Source organism: Ruegeria sp. CDSA221, assembly GCF_059611825.1.
Genome location: NZ_JBXWPK010000017.1, coordinates 19100 through 45251 on the forward strand (window position 1 = coordinate 19100; position 26152 = coordinate 45251).

The 26152-nt window shown below is 55.8% G+C and carries 28 protein-coding genes; 8 read left to right on the forward strand and 20 right to left on the reverse strand.

Annotated features, from left to right (window positions below; all coding sequences use genetic code 11):
• The first annotated feature begins 70 nt into the window (after positions 1-70).
• Positions 71-529 carry an SspB family protein gene (locus AC2FJ5_RS18935; RefSeq protein ID WP_281972137.1) on the forward strand — a complete coding sequence of 153 codons (459 nt, stop codon included), beginning with the start codon at positions 71-73 and terminating at the stop codon, positions 527-529.
• A 34-nt stretch (positions 530-563) separates the two neighbouring features.
• Here the strand turns inward: AC2FJ5_RS18935 and AC2FJ5_RS18940 are convergent, their stop codons facing one another.
• Positions 564-1127, reverse strand: a complete 564-nt coding sequence (locus tag AC2FJ5_RS18940; RefSeq protein ID WP_496794314.1) for a hypothetical protein — start codon at positions 1125-1127, stop codon at positions 564-566.
• A gap of 206 nt (positions 1128-1333) precedes the next feature.
• Here AC2FJ5_RS18940 and fumC point away from each other — a divergent pair, with 206 nt between their 5' ends.
• The 4 genes from fumC to AC2FJ5_RS18960 all read left to right on the forward strand — a co-directional run bounded on the left by fumC (position 1334) and on the right by AC2FJ5_RS18960 (position 3787).
• Positions 1334-2728 carry a class II fumarate hydratase gene (gene fumC / locus AC2FJ5_RS18945; RefSeq protein ID WP_496794315.1) on the forward strand — a complete coding sequence of 465 codons (1395 nt, stop codon included), beginning with the start codon at positions 1334-1336 and terminating at the stop codon, positions 2726-2728.
• The gene (locus AC2FJ5_RS18950; protein ID WP_281972139.1) at positions 2728-2904 is read left to right on the forward strand and encodes a DUF4169 family protein; all 177 of its coding nucleotides are present in this window, start codon (positions 2728-2730) and stop codon (positions 2902-2904) included. Before fumC ends, AC2FJ5_RS18950 begins: the two co-directional genes overlap by 1 nt.
• Complete coding sequence (locus AC2FJ5_RS18955; protein WP_271947000.1) at positions 2901-3116, forward strand: ribbon-helix-helix domain-containing protein; 216 nt, start codon at positions 2901-2903, stop codon at positions 3114-3116. Before AC2FJ5_RS18950 ends, AC2FJ5_RS18955 begins: the two co-directional genes overlap by 4 nt.
• A gap of 68 nt (positions 3117-3184) precedes the next feature.
• Positions 3185-3787, forward strand: coding sequence for a DNA-3-methyladenine glycosylase I (locus AC2FJ5_RS18960; RefSeq protein WP_496691276.1), 603 nt, complete (start codon positions 3185-3187; stop codon positions 3785-3787).
• 6 nt (positions 3788-3793) lie between these two features.
• Here the strand turns inward: AC2FJ5_RS18960 and AC2FJ5_RS18965 are convergent, their stop codons facing one another.
• From AC2FJ5_RS18965 to AC2FJ5_RS18980, 4 genes are all read right to left on the reverse strand, one after another.
• Complete coding sequence (locus AC2FJ5_RS18965; RefSeq protein ID WP_496794316.1) at positions 3794-4675, reverse strand: fructose bisphosphate aldolase; 882 nt, start codon at positions 4673-4675, stop codon at positions 3794-3796.
• Between the two features lie 72 nt (positions 4676-4747).
• A complete protein-coding gene (locus AC2FJ5_RS18970; protein WP_496794317.1) occupies positions 4748-6097 on the reverse strand; it encodes a cytochrome P450 in 1350 nt (449 codons plus the stop codon).
• Complete coding sequence (locus AC2FJ5_RS18975; RefSeq protein WP_496691279.1) at positions 6094-7308, reverse strand: hypothetical protein; 1215 nt, start codon at positions 7306-7308, stop codon at positions 6094-6096. Before AC2FJ5_RS18975 ends, AC2FJ5_RS18970 begins: the two co-directional genes overlap by 4 nt.
• A 63-nt stretch (positions 7309-7371) precedes the next feature.
• A complete protein-coding gene (locus AC2FJ5_RS18980; protein ID WP_271946989.1) occupies positions 7372-8124 on the reverse strand; it encodes a cytochrome c biogenesis CcdA family protein in 753 nt (250 codons plus the stop codon).
• Between the two features lie 105 nt (positions 8125-8229).
• On the opposite strand from AC2FJ5_RS18980, the gene AC2FJ5_RS18985 reads away from it, so the two are divergent.
• Positions 8230-8463, forward strand: a complete 234-nt coding sequence (locus AC2FJ5_RS18985; protein WP_496794319.1) for a sulfurtransferase TusA family protein — start codon at positions 8230-8232, stop codon at positions 8461-8463.
• Between the two features lie 45 nt (positions 8464-8508).
• On the opposite strand, the gene AC2FJ5_RS18990 is transcribed toward AC2FJ5_RS18985, so the two are convergent.
• The 7 genes from AC2FJ5_RS18990 to purC all read right to left on the reverse strand — a co-directional run bounded on the left by AC2FJ5_RS18990 (position 8509) and on the right by purC (position 17475).
• Positions 8509-11244: an Rne/Rng family ribonuclease gene (locus AC2FJ5_RS18990; protein ID WP_496794320.1), complete on the reverse strand. Its 2736-nt coding sequence runs from the start codon at positions 11242-11244 to the stop codon at positions 8509-8511.
• A gap of 506 nt (positions 11245-11750) precedes the next feature.
• Positions 11751-13085 carry a sigma-54-dependent transcriptional regulator gene (locus AC2FJ5_RS18995; protein WP_142633961.1) on the reverse strand — a complete coding sequence of 445 codons (1335 nt, stop codon included), beginning with the start codon at positions 13083-13085 and terminating at the stop codon, positions 11751-11753.
• Between the two features lie 12 nt (positions 13086-13097).
• Positions 13098-14876: a sensor histidine kinase gene (locus AC2FJ5_RS19000; RefSeq protein WP_496691283.1), complete on the reverse strand. Its 1779-nt coding sequence runs from the start codon at positions 14874-14876 to the stop codon at positions 13098-13100.
• 36 nt (positions 14877-14912) lie between these two features.
• Entirely contained in the window at positions 14913-15581 is a 669-nt protein-coding gene (gene purQ, locus AC2FJ5_RS19005) for a phosphoribosylformylglycinamidine synthase subunit PurQ (RefSeq protein WP_142633965.1), read from the reverse strand.
• 22 nt (positions 15582-15603) lie between these two features.
• On the reverse strand, positions 15604-15834 hold the full coding sequence (gene purS, locus AC2FJ5_RS19010) for a phosphoribosylformylglycinamidine synthase subunit PurS (RefSeq protein WP_142633967.1): 231 nt from the start codon (positions 15832-15834) through the stop codon (positions 15604-15606).
• A 95-nt stretch (positions 15835-15929) separates the two neighbouring features.
• On the reverse strand, positions 15930-16589 hold the full coding sequence (locus AC2FJ5_RS19015; protein ID WP_496794321.1) for a MarC family protein: 660 nt from the start codon (positions 16587-16589) through the stop codon (positions 15930-15932).
• Between the two features lie 130 nt (positions 16590-16719).
• On the reverse strand, positions 16720-17475 hold the full coding sequence (purC, locus tag AC2FJ5_RS19020; protein ID WP_271946969.1) for a phosphoribosylaminoimidazolesuccinocarboxamide synthase: 756 nt from the start codon (positions 17473-17475) through the stop codon (positions 16720-16722).
• A 186-nt stretch (positions 17476-17661) separates the two neighbouring features.
• Here purC and AC2FJ5_RS19025 point away from each other — a divergent pair, with 186 nt between their 5' ends.
• Complete coding sequence (locus AC2FJ5_RS19025) at positions 17662-17979, forward strand: DUF1476 domain-containing protein (protein ID WP_142633973.1); 318 nt, start codon at positions 17662-17664, stop codon at positions 17977-17979.
• Positions 17980-18097: 118 nt separating this feature from the next.
• Positions 18098-19111 (forward strand): betaine--homocysteine S-methyltransferase, encoded by a 1014-nt coding sequence (gene bmt, locus AC2FJ5_RS19030; RefSeq protein WP_271946964.1) that lies wholly within the window; start codon positions 18098-18100, stop codon positions 19109-19111.
• Between the two features lie 5 nt (positions 19112-19116).
• Here the strand turns inward: bmt and AC2FJ5_RS19035 are convergent, their stop codons facing one another.
• The 8 genes from AC2FJ5_RS19035 to murI form a co-directional block, all read right to left on the reverse strand.
• The gene (locus tag AC2FJ5_RS19035) at positions 19117-19893 is read right to left on the reverse strand and encodes an enoyl-CoA hydratase-related protein (protein WP_142633977.1); all 777 of its coding nucleotides are present in this window, start codon (positions 19891-19893) and stop codon (positions 19117-19119) included.
• A 71-nt stretch (positions 19894-19964) separates the two neighbouring features.
• The gene (locus AC2FJ5_RS19040) at positions 19965-20423 is read right to left on the reverse strand and encodes a cytochrome c-type biogenesis protein (RefSeq protein ID WP_496708417.1); all 459 of its coding nucleotides are present in this window, start codon (positions 20421-20423) and stop codon (positions 19965-19967) included.
• Positions 20420-22384: a heme lyase CcmF/NrfE family subunit gene (locus AC2FJ5_RS19045; protein WP_496693202.1), complete on the reverse strand. Its 1965-nt coding sequence runs from the start codon at positions 22382-22384 to the stop codon at positions 20420-20422. Before AC2FJ5_RS19045 ends, AC2FJ5_RS19040 begins: the two co-directional genes overlap by 4 nt.
• A 75-nt stretch (positions 22385-22459) precedes the next feature.
• Entirely contained in the window at positions 22460-23038 is a 579-nt protein-coding gene (locus tag AC2FJ5_RS19050) for a holin family protein (RefSeq protein WP_496794322.1), read from the reverse strand.
• Positions 23029-23640 (reverse strand): holin-associated N-acetylmuramidase, encoded by a 612-nt coding sequence (locus AC2FJ5_RS19055; RefSeq protein WP_496708415.1) that lies wholly within the window; start codon positions 23638-23640, stop codon positions 23029-23031. Before AC2FJ5_RS19055 ends, AC2FJ5_RS19050 begins: the two co-directional genes overlap by 10 nt.
• Positions 23641-23761: 121 nt before the next feature.
• A complete protein-coding gene (gene ccmE / locus AC2FJ5_RS19060) occupies positions 23762-24208 on the reverse strand; it encodes a cytochrome c maturation protein CcmE (protein ID WP_142633987.1) in 447 nt (148 codons plus the stop codon).
• A gap of 7 nt (positions 24209-24215) precedes the next feature.
• The gene (gene argC, locus AC2FJ5_RS19065) at positions 24216-25244 is read right to left on the reverse strand and encodes an N-acetyl-gamma-glutamyl-phosphate reductase (RefSeq protein ID WP_496794324.1); all 1029 of its coding nucleotides are present in this window, start codon (positions 25242-25244) and stop codon (positions 24216-24218) included.
• A gap of 94 nt (positions 25245-25338) precedes the next feature.
• A complete protein-coding gene (murI, locus tag AC2FJ5_RS19070; protein WP_271946944.1) occupies positions 25339-26148 on the reverse strand; it encodes a glutamate racemase in 810 nt (269 codons plus the stop codon).
• Positions 26149-26152 lie beyond the last annotated feature (4 nt).

Consider the following 26152-nt stretch of genomic DNA (forward strand, 5'->3'; position numbering starts at 1 on the left):
AGCGTGTAACCGGCCTTTCGTTTCCAAAGGAATCCCTTATGCTGAGGGAAGCCACTTTTGAGGATGACACATGTCGCAAGACATCGACTATGGGAACCTGATGCACACCGCCATGCGCGGGTTGATCAAGACGGTTCTGACCAGCGTTTCAGAAAATGGCCTGCCGGGTGCGCACCACTTTTTCATTACGTTTGATACCAGGTGTGACGGCGTGGAAATTGCCGACTGGCTACATGATCGTTATCCGGAAGAGATGACTGTCGTGATGCAGCATTGGTTCGAAAATCTTGAGGTCGGCGAAAGCGGATTTGCCATCACGCTCAACTTTGGCGACGCGCCGGAACCTTTGTACATCCCCTATGCCTCGATCAAAACATTTGTCGACCCCTCTGTGGAATTTGGCCTGCGTTTTGAAAGCCCGGATGAAGAGGATGACTTTGATCCGATGGACGATGAGATAATCGAGGTCGAAGAAGAACCGCAACAGCATGACGCTGATGTCGTGTCGCTGGACAGCTTCAGAAAATAGTATATGCGCTCGTAAGCCTCGCGGTTCGCGGGGCTTACTCTTTCGTCAGGAACGTCTCTACGGAACGTGATTTGGTACCGTTGCGGAAACGGGAAAATGACAGGTTCAGACCGCCTTCTGCCAGCGTTCTGTCATATTGCTGCAGCTCATAGCCGCCATTTTCTGCAATGAACAACGAAAACACGGTCAGAGTTTGACCCTCAATCCGGCCCCAGACGAACGGTTCCCCCTGCATCGGGTCAAGCGGAACTTCATGGCCGAATACATTGCGCTTCATGGCCGCGGAAAAGATGTCCGATCTGTCCGAGGTCTGAAAATCAATCGAGAACGCCTGTTCCTTGACGCGGCCATTCAGTTTGTAAGTTGTCGTCTTCCAACTAACATTGAACCCGTTCTTCGATTCCTGGATTGACACACTCATATCACGAGGTGTTTCGGTCCCGTTTGCATCGACAACATTGGCAGACCCAACGTAGCTGCCAACAAAGGGCTCAATATCTGCCGCATGAAGCGGATTTACCGCCAAGGAGGCCCACAGAACGGTGGCAAAGGAATAGATAATGAATTTCAGGCAAGTGGTCGGGTGATTCAGACGCATTGCGGCCTCCGGCGTGCTCTGACTCTATAGTAGCTCACCCACCGACGCGTACAATGGCGGTGATGGCGATTGCGACGAGAAAAATGACGCAGCTCTGCGCCTATACCTTTGTCAGGCATAAGTTTATGGTGCGCGCAACTGGCCGATTGCACCGCGACGCTGCTGACTGTAATTGGCATGCAATGGTATACATGACGGAGTGACCGATGTCTCAAACCCGCACCGAATCCGACAGCTTTGGCCCGTTGGAAGTTCCCGCAGACAAATATTGGGGTGCACAGACCCAGCGTTCGATTATGAACTTCCCGATCGGATGGGAAAAACAGCCTGTGGCCATTGTGCGGGCATTGGGTGTGATCAAAAAAGCCTGCGCCTTGCAGAACAAGTCGACCGGGAAACTGGACGCGCGGATTGCGGATGCGGTGATTCAGGCCGCGGGTGAGGTTTTTGAAGGCAAGTTCGACGACAACTTTCCGCTGGTCGTCTGGCAAACAGGATCCGGCACCCAGTCGAACATGAACTCGAACGAGGTTATTGCGAACCGGGCTATCGAAATCCTGGGTGGTACAATCGGCACAAAAGACCCGGTTCATCCAAACGATCATTGCAACATGGGCCAGTCCTCGAACGACACGTTCCCGACGGCCATGCATATCGCCACGGGTATGAGCGTTCGGGACGTTCTGCTGCCGGGTCTGGAAAAGCTGGCCTCGGGGCTGGAGCAGAAGGCCGAAGAATTCAAAGACATCATCAAGATCGGCCGGACCCATACGCAGGATGCCACGCCGCTGACACTGGGTCAGGAATTTGGCGGCTACGCCCATCAAATTCGTCAGGGTATCGCACGGGTCAACGCCGCGATGCCTGGAATTTACGAGCTTGCCCAGGGCGGAACTGCTGTTGGTACTGGCCTAAACACTCAATCCGGGTGGAGCGAAGCGGTCGCTGCGAATATGGCAGATATCACCGGCCTGCCCTTTGTTACCGCTCCGAATAAGTTCGAGGCGCTCGCCGCCCATGATGCGATGGTTTTCCTATCGGGTGCTTTGGCGACCATTGCTGGCAGCTGCTATAAAATTGCAAATGATATCAGACTTTTGGGATCTGGACCGCGTTCCGGTCTGGGCGAATTGATCCTGCCTGAGAATGAGCCCGGATCGTCCATCATGCCAGGCAAGGTAAACCCAACACAAGCCGAAGCACTGACACAGGTCGCAGCACACGTCATGGGCAACGATGCCGCCATAAAATTCGCCGGCAGCCAGGGGCATTTCGAACTGAACGTCTATAACCCTATGATGTCCTACAATCTTTTGCAGTCGATCCAGTTGCTTGGTGATGCCACAGACAGCTTTACCGAGCGGATGTTGCTAGGCATTCAGGCCAACGAACCACGCATCGAAAAACTGATGAAGGAATCGCTGATGCTGGTCACCGCGCTGGCGCCAACCATTGGGTACGACAACGCAACGACTGTTGCCAAGACCGCGCATAAAAACGGCACCACCCTTAAGGAAGAGGCCATCGCGCTTGGCTTTGTCGACGCCGAAACCTTTGACGCGGTTGTGCGCCCCGAACAAATGATTGGACCCAAGGACTGATGGCAAAGCCGGTCAATCTGAACCGGTACAGAAAAGACAAGGCGCGGGCCGAGAAAAAGGCCCGCGCGGACCAAAACGCCGTGTCATTCGGGCGCAACAAAGCCGAGAAAGACGCCAGCAAAAAGCATCTGGATAAGTCGCGGCGCGATCTGGACGGACATGAGATCGACAAATGAGCGGACGTCCCATCAAACGCTCATTGACGCTTAAGGGCCATCGAACCTCGGTATCTCTTGAGGACGAGTTTTGGAAAGCCTTTCGTGCCATTGCAGCTGATAAGGATATGGCAATCAATGCCTTAGCTGCGGAAATTGATTTTAACCGTGACCCTGAGGTCGGATTGGCTTCGGCAATACGCGTTTATATTCTGAACTGGTATCGCGGCTGACTTTCCGTTCTTGATTTGGCCTCTGGAAAATGCCTATGCTCATACCAGAACAAAAAGGGAACTTAGTGATGAGCGAAACAGTTACCGGCCCAGACGGTCAACCGCGTTGTGCATGGTGTCAGTCTGCGCCAGAGTTTTTCGACTATCACGACAATGAATGGGGCTATCCGGTCAGCGACGATCAGCGTTTGTTTGAGAAGCTGTGCCTTGAAAGCTTTCAGTCCGGCCTCAGCTGGCGCACCATTCTTTCCAAACGCGAGAACTTTCGAAAAGCATTTAAACATTTTGATTACAACGCAATAGCGAAGTTTGATGAGGCCGATGTCACCCGTCTTTTGCTGGATGCAGGCATTGTCAGGCATCGCGGAAAGATCGAAGCAGTCATCAACAACGCCCGGCGCGCCCAGGAGCTGGTGGCAGCTGAGGGGTCGATTGCAGCTTATGTCTGGCGCTATGAGGCCAGTTCACCGCCAGCGCCACAAACAGCCTCAACTTCGGCTGAATCTATTGCCATGTCCAAAGACCTTAAAAAGCGGGGATGGAAGTTTGTGGGCCCGACCACGGTTTTTGCATTCATGCAGGCCATGGGTCTTGTAAACGATCATGCGACCGAGTGCTCTATGCGGGCAAAAGCGGCGCAGATGCGCCGCGATTTCATTAAGCCGGAATAGTGTTGCTTAGGCCGAAGCGCCAAAAATCTTATCGATATTGCTGCCCAGAGCCGTATTGAACTCGGCATCTGACTGCTTTTTCGACAGCCCTTCGGTCAGCGCACGCGAGAATGACGCGATCATCTTGCCATTCTGCGCCAGCAGATCGCAGGCTTGCTCGGTCGAATATCCGCCCGACAGGGCCACGACCCGCAGGACTCTGGGGTGGTCAGCCAGATCGTCATACAGATTAGCCTGATTGGGGATGGTCAGCTTAAGCATGACATCCTGCCCATCATCCAACTGATCCAGATTCTGCAGGAATTCCGCTTTCAGAATGGCTTCGGCCTCGGCTTTGGTGGCCGAGTTGATGTTCACCTCAGGCTCGACAATCGGGACCATACCGGCGGCAACAACTTCACGCGCCACGTCGAACTGTTGCGCCACAACGTTTGCGATGCCTTTCGCGTTGGCCTCATGGATCACAGAACGTTCCTTGGTACCGAAAACGCCCTCGGCCTTTGCCAAAGTGTCGGCCAGACCGGGGATCGGTTTCATGACCTGAACGCCGTCTGCCTCATCCTCGAGGCCCTTGTCGATTTTCAGAAACGGAACGATGCCTTTTACGTTCCAAAGGAAATCAGCGACTTTACGGCCATCAATCTCTTCGCCGAGCGTGCGTTCGAACAGGATCGCGCCGATGACTTTGTCGTTTGTGAAGCCATCCGCCAGAATGATACGCGCGCGCATCTTCTGGATTTCGCCGAACATCTCTGCGTCCGAGCCGTATTCTGACGCGTCTACCCCATAAAGCGCCAGCGCCTTGGGGGTCGAGCCGCCACTTTGGTCCAGTGCAGCAATAAAACCGGCACCGTTGGACATCTGCTCGCGCTGTTGTGTTTTGGACATATGACTTTCCCGTTCGAAATGATTCCGCGTTTTTCAACCGCATACAGCATGGAGCATGCCGATGGTAGTTTGTTAGCGCTCAACCAGGCGCAACCAAATTCCATCTTTGGATCTGATGGTCAGATGAGCCACCGGAACCGGCTCTGGCATGTCCGAGATTTCGAACCTGAACTTCCGCAGTAGTGACGACAGCAATAACGGACCTTCGACCATTGCAAAACCGGCACCGATGCAAATGCGCGACCCGGCCGAGAATGGGATGAAAGCCTCTCTGGGACAACTTTCCTCATTGCCCTTAGCCCAGCGGGACGGGTCGAACCCGTCGGGGTCTGCCCACAGACGTTCGTGCCGATGCAGGTGCCACGGGCTGATGACTATCTGCGAGCCCGGTTTAATCGCTCGGCCCCTGAAGTTTTCGCGGCATGTGGCCTCTCGCACCATCATCGGGACCGGAGGGTACAGGCGCAGCGTTTCGCGAAACACGTCGCGGCTGAGCTTCAACAGCGATACGGAGGTAAAATCGGATAGGTCCAGCCCTTGCGCCTCGGCCGCCAGCTTGTCCTGCCAATCCGGGTGGGTCGCCAAAAGGTACAAGGCCCAAGCCAACGCAGAAGCGCTGGTCTCGTGGCCTGCCAGAAAGAAGATCGCCACCTGATCAACCATCTCCTGCGTGTCAAAACACTTGCCGGTCTTGGGATCAGCCGTTGTCATGATCTTTGTCGCCAGATCATGCGGCGCCTGCCCGGCCTCAATCATCCTCGCGCGTTGAGCAGTCATTTCGGTGATCAGCGTCCTGATTTCACGCGCGGTCTTGCGAGTTTTTCTGGAATGTAGCCGCGGCATCCATTTGGGCAGAGGCAGAAACGCCGCCAAATTCAACAGCGGCTGCTCTCTTTGATAGGTTCGGAATTTCTCAAAAACCTGAGACGCAACGCGGTCTTCAATCGGTACAGAAAAAAGCGTTCGAAAGATCACATCCGCGGCGACGTGACTGGTGACCTCTTCGCACTCGATGACAGAACCGGCCTGCCCGCGCAAACGCGCGACGCAGGCCTCTGCCGCCTGGACCATGGCCGGATAAGTATCTTTCAGGCGCCCGCCCTCAAACGCTGGGTCGATAACCCGACGCTGGCGTTTCCAGTTTTCACCATTGGTCAGAAAGACCGAATTCCCCAGCAACGGCCGCAGACCCTCGCCAATACGGTCTGATTTCGGAAAATCATCGGGGCGTTTTTTCAGAACGGTTTTAACAAGTTCTGGCTGGTTCGTCAGGTATGATCGAAAGAACGGCGTCTTAAACTCGGCCATCCATGCGCGGTACAATCGCTGCGGCTGTGCCGAGAGGATGTCCTTGCGAAACAACCTGAAATAGCGCCACAGCGAAACCCTGTCTGGCCGCGATGTGGGTTTTGGCGGGGTCATGGCTGCACCGATACATATTTGGACACGGATTGCGCAATCCGTGATCCCGAGGGTTTACGCCCTGCGAACCGATGCCCAAGCGACAGAGGCCCGGCAGTCACGCGGAAATAATCGTACCTGTCCGGGTGATCAAAGGCGCAGAGATATTGGAAGTGCAGTCTGAAAAACCGCCACCTCAGGGCGCGCCACCGTTCTGCTGACAGCGTTTGCGTAAACGCGGCAGATAACACCAAAGGCCAGCGCTGATCGGCATCGGCTACCCCGCTTACAGCGACAGGATCACACAGAGCAAATGCGCAGCCGTCCCCGGGTGCAGAAATGTCGACCCAAGCCAAGTCTTCGCGTTTCGAAAGAAACCTCAGGTCCGCGCGCAGATCATATGCGTTGGGCAGGAACGAGACCATGGGAACCACCTGCCCCAATGTCAGAAAGGACAGCTCAGGCCCGTCTGTGCCCACCCGTCCGGATCGGATCAGATTGGCCAGAACCGTGACACCCAGATGAGCGCCGGAACTGTGGCCGACGATCAGAACCTCATCCGTCTCATCGGTAAGAGCTGCGGCAATCGCATTTGTGAACTCCGATAGGCGTCCGGCCAATTCAGGAGGTGTTTTACCGCCTGAAGCCGCTGAATAGGCGTAATCGTGCATCAGGTAATAGACGAACAGCCTGTTGTCGATTTTCCGGAACCACAGCATCAGCACATAGGCAACACCAATAGACAGAACCAACGCCACCAAAGACAGGACCGGCGCAAGCAGAACCGTCAATCCGATGACCACAGCCATTGCGACCAAAAGCTGTGCGATCAGCATCACGATCGGGTAAAGCGCGGCTATCACCGGACCTTTGCGCAATCGCATCAGGCGCCATAACACGCCCGTCGAGATATAGATCCATGCCGTACGCAGCATCTGCAGATAGGTGGCCACAATCGAGTTCGACATGCTGGAGCGTACGATGTCGGACCAGACCAGCACCTCGACATCTGTGTGAACTTCAGCCCCGTCCTGAACCGATTGGACGTGCCATCCATACAAGCCCTCTCCGGTTTTGGGCGAGACCGAGATTTCATACCCTGAAATAGCCGCCTGTCTTGCGCTTTCACTGCGGTAAAGCTCGCGATAGCGCCGTGGCGGGATCGGGTCATATCCGGGAATATAGAATACCCTACGCCGTTTCACCCGAGGCTGATTTGTCTGACTGCTCATGGTCTTACCTTCTGCGACGCAGGTTAGCGCAGCATTACAGCCAAAGTAAGTCAGATAAGAGGGTTACCCAAAGTTTGCCAGCGCCGGGAAGGCTTCCAACAGCCACCAACTGAACTCAGTGAACAGGCCGGTGATCAGCATGATACCAACAAACAGCAACAGGCCACCCATGATCCTCTCGATCAGTGCCATATGGGGCTTTATTCGGTTCATCACCGACATGGATCGGTTCAGGAACATCGCGGCGAGCAGGAAAGGTATGCCAAGACCCGCTGCATAGACGCCCAACAACAATGTCCCACGTGCGACGGATGCCTCGGAGGCAGCCAGCGACAGGATCGCACCCAGTTGCGGGCCGATACAGGGCGTCCAGCCAAAGGCGAAGGCCAGACCCAGAATATAGGCCCCAAAGACCGACCCGCCGCTGTCGCCGGCTTCGATCCGGGCCTCACGGTCAAGGAATGGGATGCGGAAAACGTTCAGGAAATGCAGGCCAAAGACGATGACAACCGCGCCCGAGATCTTGGCGAACAGCACCTGGTTCTGCAGCACGAACGCCCCAAACGCAGAGGCTGTGAAGCCAAGCAACAGAAACACCGTGGACAGCCCCATAACAAAGAACAGCGCCGAAAGTGTCGCCTTTCTGCGTGCACGGGCCTCATCCTGCATCTCGTTGATCGTGACGCCACTCATATAGGCGAGATAGGGCGGCACAATCGGCAGCACGCAGGGCGATAAAAAGCTAATCAACCCACCGAGCAATGCGATGAACATGGCGGGCAACAGCCCTGCGTCAATGATATCAATTCCGAACATGTTTCAGCACATATGTCATGAAGTCGCCCGCGTCACGGGGCCATTCGGTCACATCCTCGTGGTTGCACGCTGGACACCGTCTGAAAGTGGAAATATCTCAGGTACATGTCAAACCAAACCGAGACACTGGACGCGTTGGGGCTGCTGTGCCCTCTGCCCGTCCTGAAGGCCCGTAAACGGCTCAAGTCAATGCCCGCGGGAGCGGTCTTGAAAGTGCTGGCGGATGATCCCGCTGCAGTCATTGATGTTCCACATTTCTGCATGGAAAGTGGACATCTCTTGCTGTCACAGGAAGAATCTGACGGGCATCAGGTCTACACCATCCAGAAGTCCGTTTGAGACCTATCAAATAAAAAGGCGGGCTCTGAGGCCCGCCTTTTCAACTTACTGGCCCAACGACCACCAACCGCGCCGTTTTGGCTTGGCAGGCTCCGATGGCGTTTCCGGTTCATCCGCAACCACTTCCAGCACAGGCTCTGTGACTTCTACTGCTGGTTCCTCAGTGGCTTCAACCGCAACAACCTCTTGAACAGGCTCTGCCGCTTCCGGCGTTTCTTCTGTCGGCACGGCAGTTTCCGAAACCGTTTCCTGTTTGGGTGCTGCTTCGGCTTCGACAGTTTCGATTTCTGCCGGAGCTTCCGTTTCAGCTTCGACCTTGGCCTCTGGTTCAGCTTTGACGACCTGTTCGGTTATCGTCTCGGCATCTTCGGCGTCCTTCTTCTTGCGACGCGGAGCCCGGCGGCGTTTAGGCTTGGCAGGCGCTTCTTCCTGCGTCTCTTCCACCGCTACTACGGCATCTGTTGCAGGCTCTTCCACAGCTTCCTCGGACGCTTCAGCTGTATCTTCATCAGCCTCCTGCCCGTTAGAATCCTGCCCCTCGGCACCACCATTGCCCTTCTTGCGACGACGCCGACGGCGCTTGCGCTTGGGTTTGGTTTCATCTTCAGCCTGCGGCGTTTCTTCCTCGACGGTCTCTTCTTCAGAGGCGTCGACCATTTCCATCAGCGTGGCATCAACCGATACAACCGGCGCACTGGCTTCGGGAACAATCCGGCTGGCGGTCTTGAACTTCTCCATCGAGAAATCAGGGCTTACCAGATGCACATCCCCTTCGATGCGAACCGACAGACCATAGCGCGCCTCAATCTGTGCGATATGCTCGCGCTTTTGGTTCATCAGGAAGTTGGCGATGCTGACCGGGCAGCGCACCAGCACCTCGCGTGAGCGACGGCGCGTGCCTTCTTCCTCGATCTGGCGCAGAATGCTCAGCGCCATGTTGTCATCCGAACGGATCAGGCCGGTGCCATGGCAGGCCGGACAAGGCTGTGTCGTTGCCTCCAACATACCGGGACGCAGGCGCTGTCGGCTCATTTCCATCAGACCAAAACCAGATATGCGACCAACCTGGATGCGCGCACGGTCTGTTTTCAGTTTTTCTTTCAGGCGTTTTTCGACAGCGGCGTTGTTCTTCCGCTCGTCCATATCGATAAAGTCGATGACGATCAGACCGGCCAGATCACGCAGGCGCAACTGGCGAGCCACCTCTTCGGCGGCCTCAAGGTTGGTCTTCAGTGCCGTTTCCTCGATCGAACCCTCTTTGGTTGCCCGACCCGAGTTCACATCGACCGCGACAAGCGCTTCGGTTACGCCGATCACGATATAGCCACCCGATCTCAGCTGTACCGTCGGGTTGAACATCCCCGCCAGATAGCTTTCCACCTGATAGCGCGCGAACAATGGCAGCGCGTCTTCGTACCGCTGCACATTCTTGGCGTGCGACGGCATGATCATTTTCATGAAGTCCTTGGCGATGCGATATCCGCCTTCGCCTTCGACCAAAACCTCGTCGATGTCGCGATTATAGAGATCGCGGATCGACCGTTTGATCAGGTCGCCTTCTTCATAGATCTTCGCAGGCGCGATGGATTTCAACGTCAGCTCGCGGATCTGTTCCCACATACGTTGCAGATATTCGTAATCGCGCTTTATTTCGGATTTGGTGCGTTTCGCCCCGGCGGTCCGAATGATAAGACCCGCCCCTGTCGGGACGTCAATCTCAGCCGCAATTTCCTTAAGCTTTTTGCGATCAGGCGCGTTGGTAATCTTACGGCTGATGCCGCCGCCCCGCGCGGTGTTCGGCATCAAAACACAATATCGGCCAGCAAGTGACAAATAAGTGGTCAGAGCTGCACCTTTGTTGCCACGCTCTTCCTTGACGACCTGCACAAGCAGAACCTGGCGTACTTTGACGACTTCTTGAATCTTGTACCGGCGCGCGCGTGGTTTGCGCGGTGGACGGATGTCTTCGCTGTCATCTTCGTCGGCAACCGACTCAATAGTCTCGTCTTTTGCGGTGGCGTCCGTACGGGTGTTTTCTTCTTCGTCGTCGCCAACCTCGTCAGGGGCGTCATCGGCGTTGGCTTCAGCGCTTGTCGCGTCATCCGCGTCCGTCTCAGTCGCGGCGCTTTCCTGCGCCCCGGCCTCTTCGTCCGTGCCGACTTGATCAGCGCTAGCATCTGATTGGTCGACTTCTTCCGCAGGCGCGTCTTCAGTTTCTGCGGTTGCTTCTTCCGCCTCCGGTTCGTCCGTCGGCTCTTCTACCGGAGTTTCTGCCACATGATCGGCCGGAGATGTTCCTTCTTCTACAGAAGGATCATTGGCCTCATCGCTCTCATCCAGGTCAATCGTTTCCATGCCTGTGGGTTCGGACGAGACCTCGACCGATTCCACTGCATCATCCGATTTGATATCGGCGGCCTTGGCGCGCGAGCGCGAACGGCGTCTTTTGGGCTTGGTTTCCTCAGCCTCATCACGCGCACGCATTGCCTCGGCATAGGCGCGCTCTTCTTCCATCAGAGCCTCGCGATCAGCGACGGGAATCTGATAATAGTCGGGATGAATTTCGGAGAACGCCAGGAATCCGTGGCGATTTCCGCCATAGTCAACAAAAGCTGCCTGCAGCGAGGGTTCGACCCGTGTAACTTTTGCTAGATATATGTTGCCAGCAAGCTGACGTTTGTTTTCGGATTCAAAATCAAATTCCTCGACCTTGTTTCCGTCAACCACCACGACGCGGGTTTCTTCCGCGTGGGTGGCATCGATAAGCATTTTCTTAGCCATGTTTCCTTGGTGCACCGCGCCAAACGCGTTGTCCTAACCCGTCCAGGAGGACAGGTGCTTTTGGGGTGGTGTCTTGTCAGGGCGATTTCAGACGGCGCGCTGCAGGGTCTGGCACTGTGGCCCCCTGCCCGTACACTCAGTCGTTGCGCGCGCGTCATCGCGGTTCTTCTCCGACAGGCGCGAACGACCGCTGCCTGCCCATTTATTCCTTTCGCCCGCTTTTCTGCGGGCTCAGGCGTTCAATCACCCCGTTAAGGGGCACAATCGGTCTGCTTGGCCAGTGTGGGACCTGGTCTCCACCAGTGGCGTAGCAGCGAATCTCAAAGATCGGGACTTTTCGGCGTCAAATCCGCCCGGCCCGTCTGGTTACAATAAAAGCAGTCCTGTGGAAAAGACAATGGGCAAACTGCATTGAAGACCCCGACCACCGGTCGGGATCTCGTTATCCAGCTAAAAACATTACTTGGTATCACCCAAAGGGCGACAAAGGCATCGCCGCAAGCCCGTCACAGGTAATCGGAACGTTGCAGGCCATATTTGGCCATCTTCTCATTCAATGTCCGACGCGGCAGGCATAGTTCATCCATAACCGAGGCAATCGACCCCTTATGCCGCCGCATGGTATTGTCGATCAGCATCCGCTCGAATGCCTCGACATATTCCTTGAGCGGCTTGCCTTCGGTCGTCATCACGGGCTGCATTTCTTCGTGATCAGACATCAACAGAGACGCGATCGTCCCCGATCCGCGACGGGATTGCAGCACGGCACGTTCCGCGATGTTTATCAGCTGCCGTACGTTTCCGGGCCACGGCGCTTGCAAAAGCTGAGCCGCCTCTTGCGCACTGACCTGAGGTGCATCGCAGCCGTATTCTTCGGCGAATTGCTCGCTCAGCCGTGTGAACAGGGTCAGAATGTCTTCGCCGCGCTGACGCAGCGGCGGCATTGTGATCCGCAACGCTGCAAGCCGGTAGAAGAGATCGGGGCGCAGAACGTCCTCGCTGGTTTTCCCAGCTTCCTGAAGGTTGGAAATGGCGACGATGCGGGTTTCAGCAGGCGTGCCCTGATCGTTCATGACACTCAGCAGTTTCGCCTGAAGCGTATCGCTGAGCGCCTCGACATCCTCCAGAACCAGGGTTCCACCCCGGGCTTCTTCAATCGCGGGCAGTTGGCTGTCTTCGGGCATCATCGGGCCGAACAGACGCTTCCCCAACGCCTCTTCCTCAAGCGCGGCACAGGAAACCAGGACAAATTTCTTGCCGGCGCGGCTGCCAACGGCATGCAACGCATGTGCGACCAGAGTTTTGCCGGTGCCGGTCTCTCCGTCGATCAGAACATGACCGTCGGCCTGCCCCAGATCCAGAATATCCTCACGCAGGCGCTCCATCACGGGGCTGGCACCGATAAGCTTGTTCATGATCTGAGTGCCACCGGACAGCTCGCGGCGCAGGGCCCGGTTGTCCAGCGTCAACCGGCGGGCGTTGCTGGCACGTTTGGCCAGTTCGGACATCCGATCAGGGTTAAACGGCTTTTCCAGGAAATCAAACGCGCCCACGCGCATGGCCTCAACCGCCATTGGCACGTCACCGTGGCCTGTGATCATGATCACCGGCAAGGTGCTGTCCGCGCCCATCAGCTTTTTCAACAGCTGGATACCGTCCATACCAGGCATCTTGATGTCCGATATGACGATACCCGGATAATCCGGACCCAGAACTTTCAGTGCATCCTCGGCACTGGAAAAGGTTTCAGTGTCATATCCCGACAGTGCCAGCCATTGGCTGATCGACTGGCGCATGTCCTGTTCGTCATCAACAATGGCGATTTTCATGGCCTGTGCCATTTTCATTCCTCGTTATTCAGCGGCCTCAAGGCCATCGCTTCCAAGTATCGGCAGTTGCATCTCAAACACCGCGCCACCGTGCTGGCTGTTGCGCGCGGTCAGCCGTCCCCCATGGTCGTTCACGATACCGGATGAGATGGCAAGCCCCAGACCGACTCCATCGCCGGGTTGTTTGGTCGTGTAGAACGGTTCAAACAGGTTTTCGATGTCTTCAATCCCATAGCCGTTATCGCGTACAGTCAGCACCGCCTGGTCACCCGCGGCCAGTATGATTTCAACATCCGGTTCCGATACAGACTTGGTGGCGTCCAAGGCATTACGCAAGAGGTTCACCATCACCTGTTCGATCCGCATGCGGTCGCCCATGACCAGTACGGTTTCTTCCGGTAGTATCTGCGTAATCTTGACGTGCCTCTGACGCAGTTGCGGCTCCATCATTGAGAGGGATGAAGCGAGCGCTTCGCCAAGGTTAACTGGTGAAAACGCATCCGCACCCTTGCGGGCATAGGACTTGAGCTGGCGTGTTATTGCGCCCATTCGTTCAATCAGACCGTCGATGCGGCCAAAGCTGGCCAGCGCCTCTTCGGGGCGGTTCCGTCGCAGCAGCAAACGCGCGCCGGCAAGATAGGTCTTCATTGCAGCCAAAGGTTGATTCAGCTCGTGGCTGACGGCCGCAGACATCTCGCCCAGGGCCGCGAGTTTCGAGCTTTGGGCCAGCGTCTGCTCGGCTACTTCCAGCGTCTTTTCAACCCGTTCCCTCTCAGCGATTTCCCGCTGTAGCCTTGCGTTCAATGCGCGAAGCTCTGCCGACTCGCGCTGGAACAAGGCCATTCTGAACGTGGCCCTACGGCTGAGCGCATAGAAGGCAAGCGCCAACAGAATCGCAAAACCCATGATTTCCAATGCAAGAACGCTGTTTACCTTCTCACGGATCGAGGCGTAGGTCGTGAACGAGGTCATGGTCCAGCCGCGGAATGGAATGCGTGTCTCCATGCGGATCACCGCCTCGCCCTGTAAATAGGCGTCGGGGGGCAGAGCCGTCCAATCGGTCGTGGCCCTGATAGCGCGCTGGATGGCACTTTGCGGCGGCTGCCGCAGCATGGCAGCCCCCTCCTCTACTCCGCGCCATTGCGGTTCGGTTGACAGAATAATGGTGCCCGTACTGTCAGCGACCAGAACAGCATCGGAGATACCTGCCCAGGCGCGCTCAAATTTTTGCAAATCAACCTCGACGACTATGACCCCAAGGATGTCCGACGAGGCCTCCATCCGGCGCGAATAGATAAAGCTGTAACCACCGGATTCCTTTTCAATCACGGTGAAGATGGTCGAGTTTGACCGAATGGAATCTACAAAATACGGCGCGTTCCGGTGCGTCTCGCCCAACCGGTTGCGATCAGTTGCGGCAACAGATCGGCCATCCCGATCCAAAAGCATCAAGGATGCGGCGCCTATCTCTTCGACAAAAGAAATAAGTCGCTGCGTAGACAGTGTAAAATCGCTGGATTGCAACGCCGAGATCAGCGTCGGATCCCGCGCCAGCAGCTGCGGTACAATCGCATTTCTGCGCAGCTCGCTCAGCAGGTTTCCGGAATACAGCGCAAGGCGCAGCTCGGCGCGGTTTCGCGTGGATTCAGTAAACCGATCCGTCAGCAGACTGTTGGTTATCCATATCGTCGCAACCGTTGCCAGCAAAAGCACCAGAACAGCCGCGCGCAAAGGCCAGCCAAGAGGCGCAGCGCGGAGCGGTTTGAACAGTGCAGACCAGGTAGAGCGTGTGTCGGAACTCATCCCCGAAAGTTACGCGGGCTAAGATGCAAGCTCAAGTCACGCAGGTGCGACGATGCCCGACAATGCGCGAAACAATGCCGTTCCATCGGTGCCACCATGCCCTTCGTCTGCCGCTCGTTCGGGATGCGGCATCATACCAAGAACACGGCGGTTTTCAGACAGAATGCCCGCAATGTCGCCAACCGAGCCGTTCGGATTCTCGGTATAGGTGAATGCGATCCGGTCGTGATCCCTGAGCGCGGACAATGTAGCCTCATCCGCGAAATAGTTTCCATCATGATGTGCAATCGGAATGCCGATCACATCGCCAGCGTTATAGCCTTGGGTAAAGGCGCTGTCGCTGGTTGCGACCTTCAGGCCTACAGTACGACAGATATATTTCAGGTTCGCATTGCGCAGCAGAGCGCCGGGCAGAATTCCGGTCTCGGTCAGGATCTGAAACCCGTTACAGATACCAACGGCGTATCCGCCCCGCTCGGTGTGGTCGACCACGGCCTTGCAGATCGGGGATTGTGCGGCAATCGCTCCGCAGCGCAGGTAGTCTCCATAAGAAAACCCGCCGGGGACACCGACAATGTCCACGCCCTTGGGCAGAGCGGCATCTTTATGCCAGACCATGTCTACCTGGAATCCGGCCTGTTCAAAGGCAACGGCAAGATCCCGATCACAGTTGGAACCGGGGAAAACGATGACAGCTGCGCGCATGGCTAGCCCTCCTACAAGCGGTTCAGACCAGTTCGATCTCGTAGCGTTCGATGACCGTGTTAGCCAACAGTTTTTCGCACATCTCGGTGACGTCCGATTCCGTCGCACCCTCGGCGAGTTCAAGATCAATCACCTTGCCCTGACGGACGCCTTCAACCTGATCAAAACCCATGGCACCCAATGCGTGGCGCACCGCTTCACCCTGCGGGTCAAGTACCCCGGTTTTCAGCATCACATGCACACGTGCTTTCATTTACTGCAACTCCAGCTGAGGGCCGGTATTTGAGGCCCGTTCCGTTGTGCGCGGGGATAGCGCGACTGTCGGCGTTCGACAACCCTTGTCAGCACCTACCCGGACCCCTTTAGCGCGGGATAATGCGTATCTATTGCGTTGAAGGTCCCTGTCAGAACCATTTCAACCGCTACGGCAACCAAAATGATGGCCATAACACGGGTGATCACATTGATCATTGTCGGCCCAAAGAACCTGGAAATAGGGTCAGCGAATAACAATCCCAGCCCGACAATAGCGCAGGCAATCAAAACGGCCGCCCCCAATGTTACTACCTCGGCGCCGTCGGGCAAACTATGCGCGAACACAATGGTTGTCGCGATAGTGCCGGGCCCAATCGTCAACGGGATAGCCAGGGGAACAACCGCAATGTTCTTCTTCTGCGCGCCATCTTTAACGGCTTTCTGATCGCTTTCTGACCGGTCAGACGCGTTCAGCATCGACATGCCAACCCCAAGAATGATCAACCCACCAGCGATGCGAAAAGACGGAATGTCGATACCGAAAAGCGCCAGAATTTCTTCGCCGATCAGTACCGAAATCAGTGATACAATCACAATCGTGGCTGTCACAACCATTGCAACGCGTTTACGTTCTGGCGGGCTGTACCCCTCGGTCATGCTGAGGAAGATCGGGATGCCGTATAGCGGGTTGAAAATCGCCAGCAGCGCAGCGAGGAACTTTAAAAATACTGCCTGATCAAATAGCTCGGCCATTTTTGTTCACCCGATTACGCTTGTTCAACAGACAATGCCGGACAAGCTGCGGCCCTGTCAAATACCCTATCTCAATTAAAAAACGCCGCCCGGTATTGGCGGCGTTTTTGCGTTTTTCTTCGGCTTTCGATCAGTTGATCAGGGTCGGTTTGGAAACATTGCTTTTCGGCAGAACGCCTAGGCGACGCGCAACTTCCGAGTAGGCGTCGGTCAGGCTGCCCAAGTCGCGGCGGAACACGTCCTTGTCCAGCTTCTGGCCGGTTTCGATATCCCAAAGACGGCAGCTGTCTGGGCTGATTTCATCCGCTATGATCAGGCGCTGGAAGTCACCTTCATAGACGCGACCGATTTCAATTTTGAAATCGACCAGACGAATGCCAACCGCCAGCATCACACCGCTCATGAAATCATTCACCCGCAATGCGAGGCTAAGAATGTCTTCCATGTCCTGCTGGCTGGCCCAGCCAAAGGCGGCGATATGTTCTTCGGTGACAAGAGGATCACCCAACGCGTCGTCCTTGTAGCAGTATTCTACTATCGGGCGCGGCAGCTGTGTCCCCTCGGCAATGCCAAGGCGTTTGGACATCGTGCCAGCCGCGAAATTGCGTACAATAACTTCAAGCGGTACGATTTCGCAGTTGCGGACCAACTGTTCGCGCATGTTCAGGCGACGGATGAAATGGGTCGGTACACCGATTTGATTCAGTCCGTTCATGAAGTATTCGCTCAGGCGGTTGTTCAGCACACCTTTCCCGTCGATCACGTCCTTCTTTTCAGCGTTGAAGGCAGTGGCGTCATCCTTGAAATACTGCACGATTGTACCCGGTTCAGGGCCTTCATACAAAATCTTGGCCTTACCTTCGTAAATTTTCTTGCGACGCGCCATGAGCGACCTTTCCAGACTGTCGCGAGGGAAAAAGTTCCTTCGCCTTGGCGCTCTCTTAGTCCAACCCCCACCTTCCCGCAAGTTCCGAGGACCGAGAGGCTTTGACGCAGCGCAAATACCTTGCACCCGGATCGTCGTATCGTCATATCATTAAGGAAAGAACTACCAACCCAAGGGGTCCAACTGATGACTACGTTTGACGAGCGCGAAAATGCATTCGAAGCAAAATTCGCCCATGATGAAGAAATGCAGTTCAAAGCACAGGCGCGTTGCAACAAACTGCTTGGCCTTTGGGCGGCCGAAAAACTGGGCAAAACCGGTAATGAAGCCGATGAATACGCAAAATCCGTTGTGATTTCAGACCTGGAAGAAACCGGGCATGAAGATGTCGTGCGCAAAGTTTCCGGCGATCTCGGGGATCTGTCTTCGGATGACGATATCCGCGCAAAAATGGCCGAGTTTCTGGTCGAGGCCAAAGCACAGGTTCTCAACGAAACCAACTAAGGTCTCCCCGCAATATTCATGATCTTCATGAGATTTATGAATTTGATTTGACGCCCCGGTCATGAGACACGGGGCGTCTCGCATTTTTAGCGCGGCTCGACAGTTTCGGAATATTCTTATGACAAATGCGCTCAGCAAACTTCTGGACTCCAACACGACTCTTTTGGCGGATGGAGCAACAGGTACAAACCTATTCAACATGGGCCTGCAGTCGGGCGACGCGCCCGAGCTTTGGAACGTGGATGCGCCGGATAAAATCCGCGCGCTTTATCAGGGTTCGGTGGACGCAGGCAGCGACCTTTTCCTGACCAACACATTCGGCGGGACATCTGCGCGTCTCAAACTGCACGAGGCTCAGAACCGGGTCGCTGAACTGAACCGCGCAGGCGCAGAACTTGGCCGTGAGGTTGCTGACAAAGCCAACCGTCCGGTTATCGTCGCGGGATCGGTCGGACCAACCGGCGAGATCATGCAGCCTGTTGGCGCCCTGTCCCATGCCGATGCCGTGGAAATGTTCCACGAACAGGCGCAGGCATTGAAGGACGGCGGTGTCGATGTTCTTTGGGTCGAAACCATCAGCGCCCCAGAAGAGTTCAGGGCCGCGGCAGAAGCCTTTGCGCTGGTCGATATGCCTTGGTGTGGCACGATGAGCTTTGACACGGCTGGCCGCACCATGATGGGTGTCACATCCGCCGACTTTGCTCAGTTGGTTGAAACGCTCCCTAACCCGCCGGTTGCCTTTGGCGCAAATTGCGGGACTGGCGCGTCTGATATTCTGCGCACTGTCCTTGGATTTGTCGCACAAGGTACGGAACGGCCGCTGATATCAAAAGGCAATGCCGGTATTCCGAAATATGTGGATGGACATATTCATTATGACGGCACGCCGGAACTGATGGGCCATTATGCGACCATGGCGCGAGAGGCCGGCGCAAGCATTATCGGCGGATGTTGCGGCACAATGCCCGAGCATCTGCGGCACATGAGAGCTGCGCTTGACGGTGCCCCGTCCGGTATACGCCCAACCCTTGATCAGATCACAGACGCGCTGGGCCCGTTCTCATCCGCAACTGACGGGACTGGCGAGTCCGCCCTTCCGGAACGGCGCGTGCGTAAACGCCGCCGCGCCTGACAACCTCAACGCCCTTCGAATTTCGGGGGGCGTTTTTGCATGAAGGCAACGACGCCTTCGGAAAAGTCTCGGCTGCGGCCACATTCACCTTGCAGATGCGCCTCTGCCTCGAGCTGTTGCGGCAGAGTGTTTTCATAGGTGCCGCGAATAGCCTTTTTGATGGCGCCAAACCCTGAGGTTGGACCTTTGGCCAGATACATGGCCCGCTTGCGCCAATGCGCTTCGAACTCCGCGTCGGGAACGGCTTCCCAGATCAGGCCCCAGTCGTCGGCCTGACGAGCACTGATCTTATCGGCAAAAAGAGCAGCGCCCATGGCTTTGGCGAACCCCATCTGGCGCGGCATAAACCAGGTGCCTCCAGCGTCGGGCAACAGGCCGATACGGGCAAAAGCTTGCAGGAAATAAGCACTCTCCGTCGCGATCACGATATCCGCGCATAGCGCCAGATTGGCCCCTGCCCCCGCAGCAGCGCCATTTACTGCGGCGATTGTTGGAACCGGGCAATTATAGATTGCTTCAAGCATGGGCTCGTATTCGTCGCGCAGCGTGCGCTCAAGATCAATCTTCCCGGTGCTTGAGGCATCACCTAAATCCTGACCCGAGCAAAAAGCGTTTCCCTTACCGGTCAAAACAATCGCGCGGGCATGGGTGGCAGCGTGTTTCATCGCGTGCGTGACTTCGGCCCGCAACTGAGCGGTCATTGCGTTCAACTTCTCTGGGCGGTTCAGAGTTACCACTGCCAGATCATCCGCAATATCCAACAGGATCGCTTCGTATTCCATCCACCCCTCCAAGGTTCGCTGCGCCTGCGACCCTGCCTCAATTTCCAATGAAGGAAAAGGTGAACCGAAGGTCAATCTTTGAGGATTTCGCGTAATCGTTCTTTCTCGGCGTCGCTAAGGAGGCCGTCACCTTCCCTTCGGTCCTGTTCTGCCGATCTTTTGCGTAAAAAGCTGAAACCAGTCGCCACAGCGATCAAAAGCATGATCGGACCGGCCAGCCACAAAAGGATGTTCGATCCTGACGTTGTTGGCCTTAGCAAAACATATTCGCCGTAGCGATCAACGATAAAGTCAATCGCCTGTCGATCTGTATCGCCGGCCACCAGACGTTCGCGCAATAACAGACGCAGGTCACGGGCCAATCCTGCATTGCTTTCGTCGATGCTTTCGTTGCGACAAACCAGACAGCGCAAGCCGGCACTCAGATCCCGCGCCCTCTGTTCCAGGATCGGATCATCAAGCACCTCGTCAGGTTGGACAGCCATGCTTGGCGTTGCCAGTAAAAGTAGTATCAGTAGAAACCGTTTCATTCCGCCGGAACCCCCTGCGTCGGCGTCTTACGCGCGCCTGCCGCAACGCGAAAACGCCTGTCGCACAGGCTAAGAACGCCTCCGAGCGCCATCAGTAGGCACCCGCCCCAAATCCAATTCGCTAAAGGCTTGATATAAGTCCGCACGACCCAGCCACCATTTGTCTGCTGATCTCCAATGACGACGTAAAGATCCCTGAGAAACCGATAGTCGATCGCAGCCTCAGTCGTTGGCATCCTTGAAACTGGGTAGTCGCGTTTTTCCGGATGCAGTGTTGCGATTGTTCGACCGGCCTGTTCGACCTTTACATCGGCTGTAGTTGAGAAATAGTTGGGCCCCTCGACATTCCGAACCTGTTCAAGTGTCAGGGTGAACTGGCCAACCTCGAAAGGCTGCCCCGTCTGCGCAACGCGGATATCCTCGACCTCCCATGCGGTCAGCCCGGCGATGGCAAAGATCGTAACCCCCAGTCCGGTATGGGCTGCAGCCTTGCCCCAATCGGCACCGGGCAGTCTGAACAGACGCTGCAGGTTGTTTTTTCTTCCAGTACGGCTCCAAAGGTCCACAATAGCGCCAAATGTGATCCAGGCCCCCAGAAACAGCCCCACGGGTCCCAATGCGCTGCGACCGGTCTGCATGACCCAAACGAGCAAGCCAAGCGCAACCGCCAGAAGGAATGCGAACCGCAACGAATGCGCCGCCTTGCCAAGCTTTCCACGTTTCCACGGAAGCATTGCACCAAGCGGTAATACAATCCCCAGCGCAACCATGAACGGTGTGAACGCCGCATTAAAGAACGGCGCGCCGACCGAGAGTTTACGATCAAATGCCATCTCGGCCACCATCGGCCACAAGGTTCCGAAGAACACAACGAAACAGCTGACCGCCAGTAGAATATTGTTCAGCACCAGGGCGCTTTCGCGGCTGACCATACCAAACACGCCCTTGGCCTCCATCGCTTGCGCGCGTGCCGCATAGAGTGTCAACGCACCGCCAATGAAGACCACAAGAATGATCAGGATAAACACGCCACGTTCAGGATCATTGGCAAAGGCATGTACCGAAGTCAAAAGCCCCGATCGCACAATGAACGTCCCGATCAGCGAAAAGCCAAAGGCGATGATCGCCAGAAGGATGGTCCAGCTCTTCAGCGCTTCACGCTTTTCGACCACGATAGCAGAATGCAACAGGGCTGCCGCCAATAGCCACGGCATGAAAGAAGCGTTTTCGACCGGATCCCAGAACCAGAACCCGCCCCAGCCCAGCTCGTAATAGGCCCACCAGGATCCAAGCGCGATCCCAATGGTCAGAAAAATCCATGCGGCCAGCGTCCAGGGACGCACCCACCTCCCCCAAGAGGCATCCACGCGCCCTTCGATCAGCGCGGCCACTGCAAAGCTGAATGCCATGCTCAGGCCGACATAGCCCAGATACAGAAACGGCGGGTGGAATGCCAAACCTGGATCTTGCAATAATGGGTTGAGGTCCCGCCCATCGAACGGGGCGATAATCAGACGGTCAAATGGGTTCGAGGTGAGCAGGATAAACGCGTAAAACGCCACCCCTACGGCCGCCTGAACCGCCAGCACGCGCGCTTTGAGCGTCGGAGGTAACCCTGCGCCAAAAAAAGCGGCCATGGCCCCGAAAACTGCGACGATCAAGACCCACAGCAACATTGACCCTTCGTGGTTGCCCCACGTGCCGCTGATTTTATACAGCATCGGTTTGGCGGAATGGCTGTTTTCAACCACTATCCGCAATGAGAAATCAGAGGTGGTAAAGGCCCAGACCAACGCCGCGAAAGAGAAGGCGACTAACAGAAACTGTGCAATAGCGGCCGTTTCTGCAAAGGACATCCAGCCAGTCCACCGTTTCGCCGCCCCTATCAGCGGAATGACCGTCTGAACGATGGCGACGAGAAAGGCGAGTATCAGCGCGAAGTGACCAAGTTCTGTAATCATGGTCCCGCATATATTCCTGTTGAGGGACAATCACCAATCACTTTCGCCTCTGCAGGACGCACATAGTGTCGCGGGTCAGGCGGGCCGACCCCGCCGCCAATCCTCGAGCGCAGGGTTGAAATCGGGTTTTAGGACCTCATCGGCCAAGCCTGCATCTGTCCCAGTATCAGCGACCCCAATCAAACGTTCCCGCATCTCTGCCAGTGTTTCGATGTTTTCCATAACTTTCGGAGTACGTGTCATCGTTGCTGAAATTTCACGCTGCAGATCCTGCACCTTGGTCTGGTGTCTTGCGCCGAAATAGAACGAGACGACCACGCCCAACAACCACCACAAGGGCTCAGGCACCAACGCAATCCCCTGCATCCGAGCGGCAAACCAAAGCGGATCGACCATAGCGGCGACAAACAGTCCCAGTGTTCCCAAGGCCATGGCGGGGCGCGGCAGCCGGTTGAGCCCATCCATAAAACGGTCGAATGCACCTTTTTGAACCCGCTCATACTCAGCCCTATACTGTTCCAGTACTCCCTGTTGTCGCGTCAGGTCGCGTTTAGCGCCCTGCTCAGCATTTTCACGAAAGACTTCAGTTGTTTCACGCACGACATTCCGACCCTCGCCAAACAAGAACGCAAATATCCCCGAGATCAGCCCCATTCAGAAACCCTCCTTTGAAATTCTGCGTCGCTAAGATGATAGGTCGGTGACAGGAATTCCTCAGCGCGTCGTATCCAGCCACCTTTTGCCCCAGACCGGGACCGAGCATATTTGCGAGAGGCTGGACGCCGTTCCGCTATCCGGAAATAATAGTTTCTCCTGGCAACGCCATAGGCATCCCGCAGCGCGACAGGGTCCGGTTCAGACGCAGCACTACAAGCCTGCGCCGTCTGCGGGCCTACAACGCCATCTACGACGACATGATACCCCATTTCACGCAGCAAATGTTGCATAATTTTAACAGCTTGAGCGCCTGAATTCACGTACATGTCGAAAACAGATGGCTGCAAAATGTTAGGCAGTAGGTGTAATCGTGGTTTTGAGAAATAGTGGCGGATAAAGATTTCAACGGCCTGCGGCCGGCTCAGCCGCCTTACATCGGATACATCAACGTTCCCGTCCTGCGTCAGGTCCAGTTGCAATCTGCGCATGGTATGGATTGTTACGCCGAATTTTGTCGCTCCACCCGGATCGTCGGGGTCATCGACAAAACCACCTTCACGCGTAACTATCTGTTCCGCGATCTGCCGAACCGTCTGCATGTACTGTTCTCCAACTTGGGACAGACAGACGCTCGGACAATTCTGTTAATACAGCTAAAATAGAAAGGGCGCTGCATGTCGATCCACGCAACGCCCGAATTCCGATCTCAACGCCTATGGCTCAGCTCTCGCCGGCCTCCTTGTAAATACCTTGTTCTTTCAAAGCGTCCACAACCTCTTTTGGCATATAGGTCTCATCGTGTTTCGCAAGAATTTCTGAGGCTTCAAAGACTCCGTTTACGTAGCTTCCGGTGCCAATCATACCCTGGTTTTCCGAGAACAAATCAGGCAAAACTCCAGTAAACGTGACCGGCACACTTTCGCCTCCGTCCGTCACCACAAAACGCACGGTTTCCCCTTGCCCCCGCACGATCGAACCCTCTTCGACCAGACCACCGATCCGGAATACTTCAGTCGGTTTTGGCGGCTCTGCCATTACTTCACTGGGCGAGCGGAAGAAATTGATGCCGTCCTGCATAGCGTATCCGATCAACGCCGTAGACACTGCCAAAGCAACGATTGACAGAAGGATGATCTGAACGCGACGACGTTTCTTGAGCGTTTTCATTTGTTCCTCATGGGAAAAGTGGGGCCATCATCAGACCCGCAGTTTCAGCTTCACCTAACATTAGGTTAGCGTTCTGCAAGGCTTGGCCACTGCTACCTTTTGTCAGGTTATCCAGTGCTCCGATCACAATGGCGCGCCTCTCGATCCGGTCGCTGACCACGCCGATATGGCAGAAATTCGAGCCGCGCACATGGTGGGTCGAGGGTGTTTCGCCAAATGGCAGAATCTGGATAAATGGTTCGTTTTCATAGGTTTTCACGAGCGCTTCATAAACGCTCGTGGGGTCACCTTTGACATATGTAGTGGCTAGGATACCCCGGTTTGCTGGAACCAGATGTGGAGTGAACTGAACATTGACCGGGCGCCCTGCAAGGGCAGAAAATTCTTGATCGAATTCCCCCAAATGCCGATGCGTACCGCCAACAGCATATGCGTTATACCCTTCGCTAAGTTCGGCATGCAGCAGGTTTTCTTTCAGCGACCGCCCGGCACCAGACACCGCGCATTTGAGGTCCAGAATGATGTCATCCAGATCAATGACACCAGCCGAAATCAAGGGGCGCAAAACATATTGTCCGGTGGCGGCGTTGCAGCCTGTTCCGGCAACCAAGCGGGCCGTGCGAATTTGATTGCGATAAAACTCGGTCAGGCCGTAAACGGCCTCCTCCTGCTGCTCCAAAGCCGCATGAGGGTTGCCATACCATTTTTCATATTCCTCAGGGTCGCGTAGCCTGAAATCGGCGGACAGGTCGATGATCTTCAGGTCCTTCGGCAGATCGCGGATAACTTCCTGGCTGGTTTTATGTGGCAGCGCGCAAAAGCACAGGTCGATCCCTGAAAAGTCGATTTCCGAAATCTTGCAAAGAATCGGAAGCTGCAGGTGCCGCAAATGAGGGAACACCTGCGCCATCGACTGTCCGGCTTTCCGCTCGGCAGAAAGTGCAGCGATTTCCATATTCGGATGCTCGGCGATCAACCGAACCAGTTCAGCGCCGGTATAACCCGAAGCGCCCAGAATTGCGATTTTATGGGTCATCTTGGACCTCTTGAAACTGTATGCCACTGTTCATGCCCGCCACTGTGACGGTCATGGGATTACGGGTTCTTTCAGGCCGCGTCTTTGACCAAAGTCAGACAGCCTCGAAAGTAATTTGTCGTCGGAGGAACTGGGTGGCGCGATCACTGACAACGCCTGGCTTACCAGTGGTCAGATAACCGCCCTTTGCCGCACCCTGCATGTTCGGGTGCCGCTGCAAATAGTCTGCCAGACTTTCTGCAACCAGATCACCCTGGCTGAACACCTCAACGTCGGGTCCTAAGGCCTTCTGAAACGCCTCAGCCATTAAGGGATAGTGCGTACAGCCCAGAATTGCGGCCTGAGGCTCTGGCATCTTGCGTTTCAGGGCGTCCACATGGCTTCGCACCAGCGCTTCAGCCAGGATCATGTCGCCTTCCTCGATGGCATCAACAACCCCACCGCAGGCCTGCGCCTCAACATCTACGCCAATCGCACGAAAGGCCAACTCGCGTTGAAACGCGCGACTCGATACGGTGGCCGGGGTCGCAAACAAAGCGACGTGTTTGACCGCGACTTCACGCGGCGGGCTGTTGTCACCCCATTGCCGCTCAGTCAGCGCTTCGATCAATGGAACAAAAACGCCCAAGACGCGTTTGCCTTGAGGCACGCCCTCTTCCTGCATCCGCCGCAAAGCAGCAGCGCTGGCCGTATTGCAGGCCAGAATCACCAGATCACAACCCCGGTTCCAGAGGTCGTTCACCGCACCCCGGGTCAGCTCATAGATATTCTCTACATCACGCACCCCGTAAGGCGCATGTGCGCTGTCCGCGTAATACAGGAAATCAACGTCGGGAAGACGTTTCTGCGCGGCGTTCAGAACGGTCAGACCGCCCAAACCAGAATCAAAAATGCCTACTGCCATTTGC

What these genes read in the sequence shown, in the direction of transcription:
- AC2FJ5_RS18935 (WP_281972137.1), top strand. Translation starts at nt 71, where the DNA reads ATGTCGCAAGACATCGACTATGGGAACCTGATGCACACCGCCATGCGC.
- AC2FJ5_RS18940 (WP_496794314.1), bottom strand. Translation starts at nt 1,127, where the DNA reads ATGCGTCTGAATCACCCGACCACTTGCCTGAAATTCATTATCTATTCC.
- fumC (WP_496794315.1), top strand. Translation starts at nt 1,334, where the DNA reads ATGTCTCAAACCCGCACCGAATCCGACAGCTTTGGCCCGTTGGAAGTT.
- AC2FJ5_RS18950 (WP_281972139.1), top strand. Translation starts at nt 2,728, where the DNA reads ATGGCAAAGCCGGTCAATCTGAACCGGTACAGAAAAGACAAGGCGCGG.
- AC2FJ5_RS18955 (WP_271947000.1), top strand. Translation starts at nt 2,901, where the DNA reads ATGAGCGGACGTCCCATCAAACGCTCATTGACGCTTAAGGGCCATCGA.
- AC2FJ5_RS18960 (WP_496691276.1), top strand. Translation starts at nt 3,185, where the DNA reads ATGAGCGAAACAGTTACCGGCCCAGACGGTCAACCGCGTTGTGCATGG.
- AC2FJ5_RS18965 (WP_496794316.1), bottom strand. Translation starts at nt 4,675, where the DNA reads ATGTCCAAAACACAACAGCGCGAGCAGATGTCCAACGGTGCCGGTTTT.
- AC2FJ5_RS18970 (WP_496794317.1), bottom strand. Translation starts at nt 6,097, where the DNA reads ATGACCCCGCCAAAACCCACATCGCGGCCAGACAGGGTTTCGCTGTGG.
- AC2FJ5_RS18975 (WP_496691279.1), bottom strand. Translation starts at nt 7,308, where the DNA reads ATGAGCAGTCAGACAAATCAGCCTCGGGTGAAACGGCGTAGGGTATTC.
- AC2FJ5_RS18980 (WP_271946989.1), bottom strand. Translation starts at nt 8,124, where the DNA reads ATGTTCGGAATTGATATCATTGACGCAGGGCTGTTGCCCGCCATGTTC.
- AC2FJ5_RS18985 (WP_496794319.1), top strand. Translation starts at nt 8,230, where the DNA reads ATGTCAAACCAAACCGAGACACTGGACGCGTTGGGGCTGCTGTGCCCT.
- AC2FJ5_RS18990 (WP_496794320.1), bottom strand. Translation starts at nt 11,244, where the DNA reads ATGGCTAAGAAAATGCTTATCGATGCCACCCACGCGGAAGAAACCCGC.
- AC2FJ5_RS18995 (WP_142633961.1), bottom strand. Translation starts at nt 13,085, where the DNA reads ATGGCACAGGCCATGAAAATCGCCATTGTTGATGACGAACAGGACATG.
- AC2FJ5_RS19000 (WP_496691283.1), bottom strand. Translation starts at nt 14,876, where the DNA reads ATGAGTTCCGACACACGCTCTACCTGGTCTGCACTGTTCAAACCGCTC.
- purQ (WP_142633965.1), bottom strand. Translation starts at nt 15,581, where the DNA reads ATGCGCGCAGCTGTCATCGTTTTCCCCGGTTCCAACTGTGATCGGGAT.
- purS (WP_142633967.1), bottom strand. Translation starts at nt 15,834, where the DNA reads ATGAAAGCACGTGTGCATGTGATGCTGAAAACCGGGGTACTTGACCCG.
- AC2FJ5_RS19015 (WP_496794321.1), bottom strand. Translation starts at nt 16,589, where the DNA reads ATGGCCGAGCTATTTGATCAGGCAGTATTTTTAAAGTTCCTCGCTGCG.
- purC (WP_271946969.1), bottom strand. Translation starts at nt 17,475, where the DNA reads ATGGCGCGTCGCAAGAAAATTTACGAAGGTAAGGCCAAGATTTTGTAT.
- AC2FJ5_RS19025 (WP_142633973.1), top strand. Translation starts at nt 17,662, where the DNA reads ATGACTACGTTTGACGAGCGCGAAAATGCATTCGAAGCAAAATTCGCC.
- bmt (WP_271946964.1), top strand. Translation starts at nt 18,098, where the DNA reads ATGACAAATGCGCTCAGCAAACTTCTGGACTCCAACACGACTCTTTTG.
- AC2FJ5_RS19035 (WP_142633977.1), bottom strand. Translation starts at nt 19,893, where the DNA reads ATGGAATACGAAGCGATCCTGTTGGATATTGCGGATGATCTGGCAGTG.
- AC2FJ5_RS19040 (WP_496708417.1), bottom strand. Translation starts at nt 20,423, where the DNA reads ATGAAACGGTTTCTACTGATACTACTTTTACTGGCAACGCCAAGCATG.
- AC2FJ5_RS19045 (WP_496693202.1), bottom strand. Translation starts at nt 22,384, where the DNA reads ATGATTACAGAACTTGGTCACTTCGCGCTGATACTCGCCTTTCTCGTC.
- AC2FJ5_RS19050 (WP_496794322.1), bottom strand. Translation starts at nt 23,038, where the DNA reads ATGGGGCTGATCTCGGGGATATTTGCGTTCTTGTTTGGCGAGGGTCGG.
- AC2FJ5_RS19055 (WP_496708415.1), bottom strand. Translation starts at nt 23,640, where the DNA reads ATGCAGACGGTTCGGCAGATCGCGGAACAGATAGTTACGCGTGAAGGT.
- ccmE (WP_142633987.1), bottom strand. Translation starts at nt 24,208, where the DNA reads ATGAAAACGCTCAAGAAACGTCGTCGCGTTCAGATCATCCTTCTGTCA.
- argC (WP_496794324.1), bottom strand. Translation starts at nt 25,244, where the DNA reads ATGACCCATAAAATCGCAATTCTGGGCGCTTCGGGTTATACCGGCGCT.
- murI (WP_271946944.1), bottom strand. Translation starts at nt 26,148, where the DNA reads ATGGCAGTAGGCATTTTTGATTCTGGTTTGGGCGGTCTGACCGTTCTG.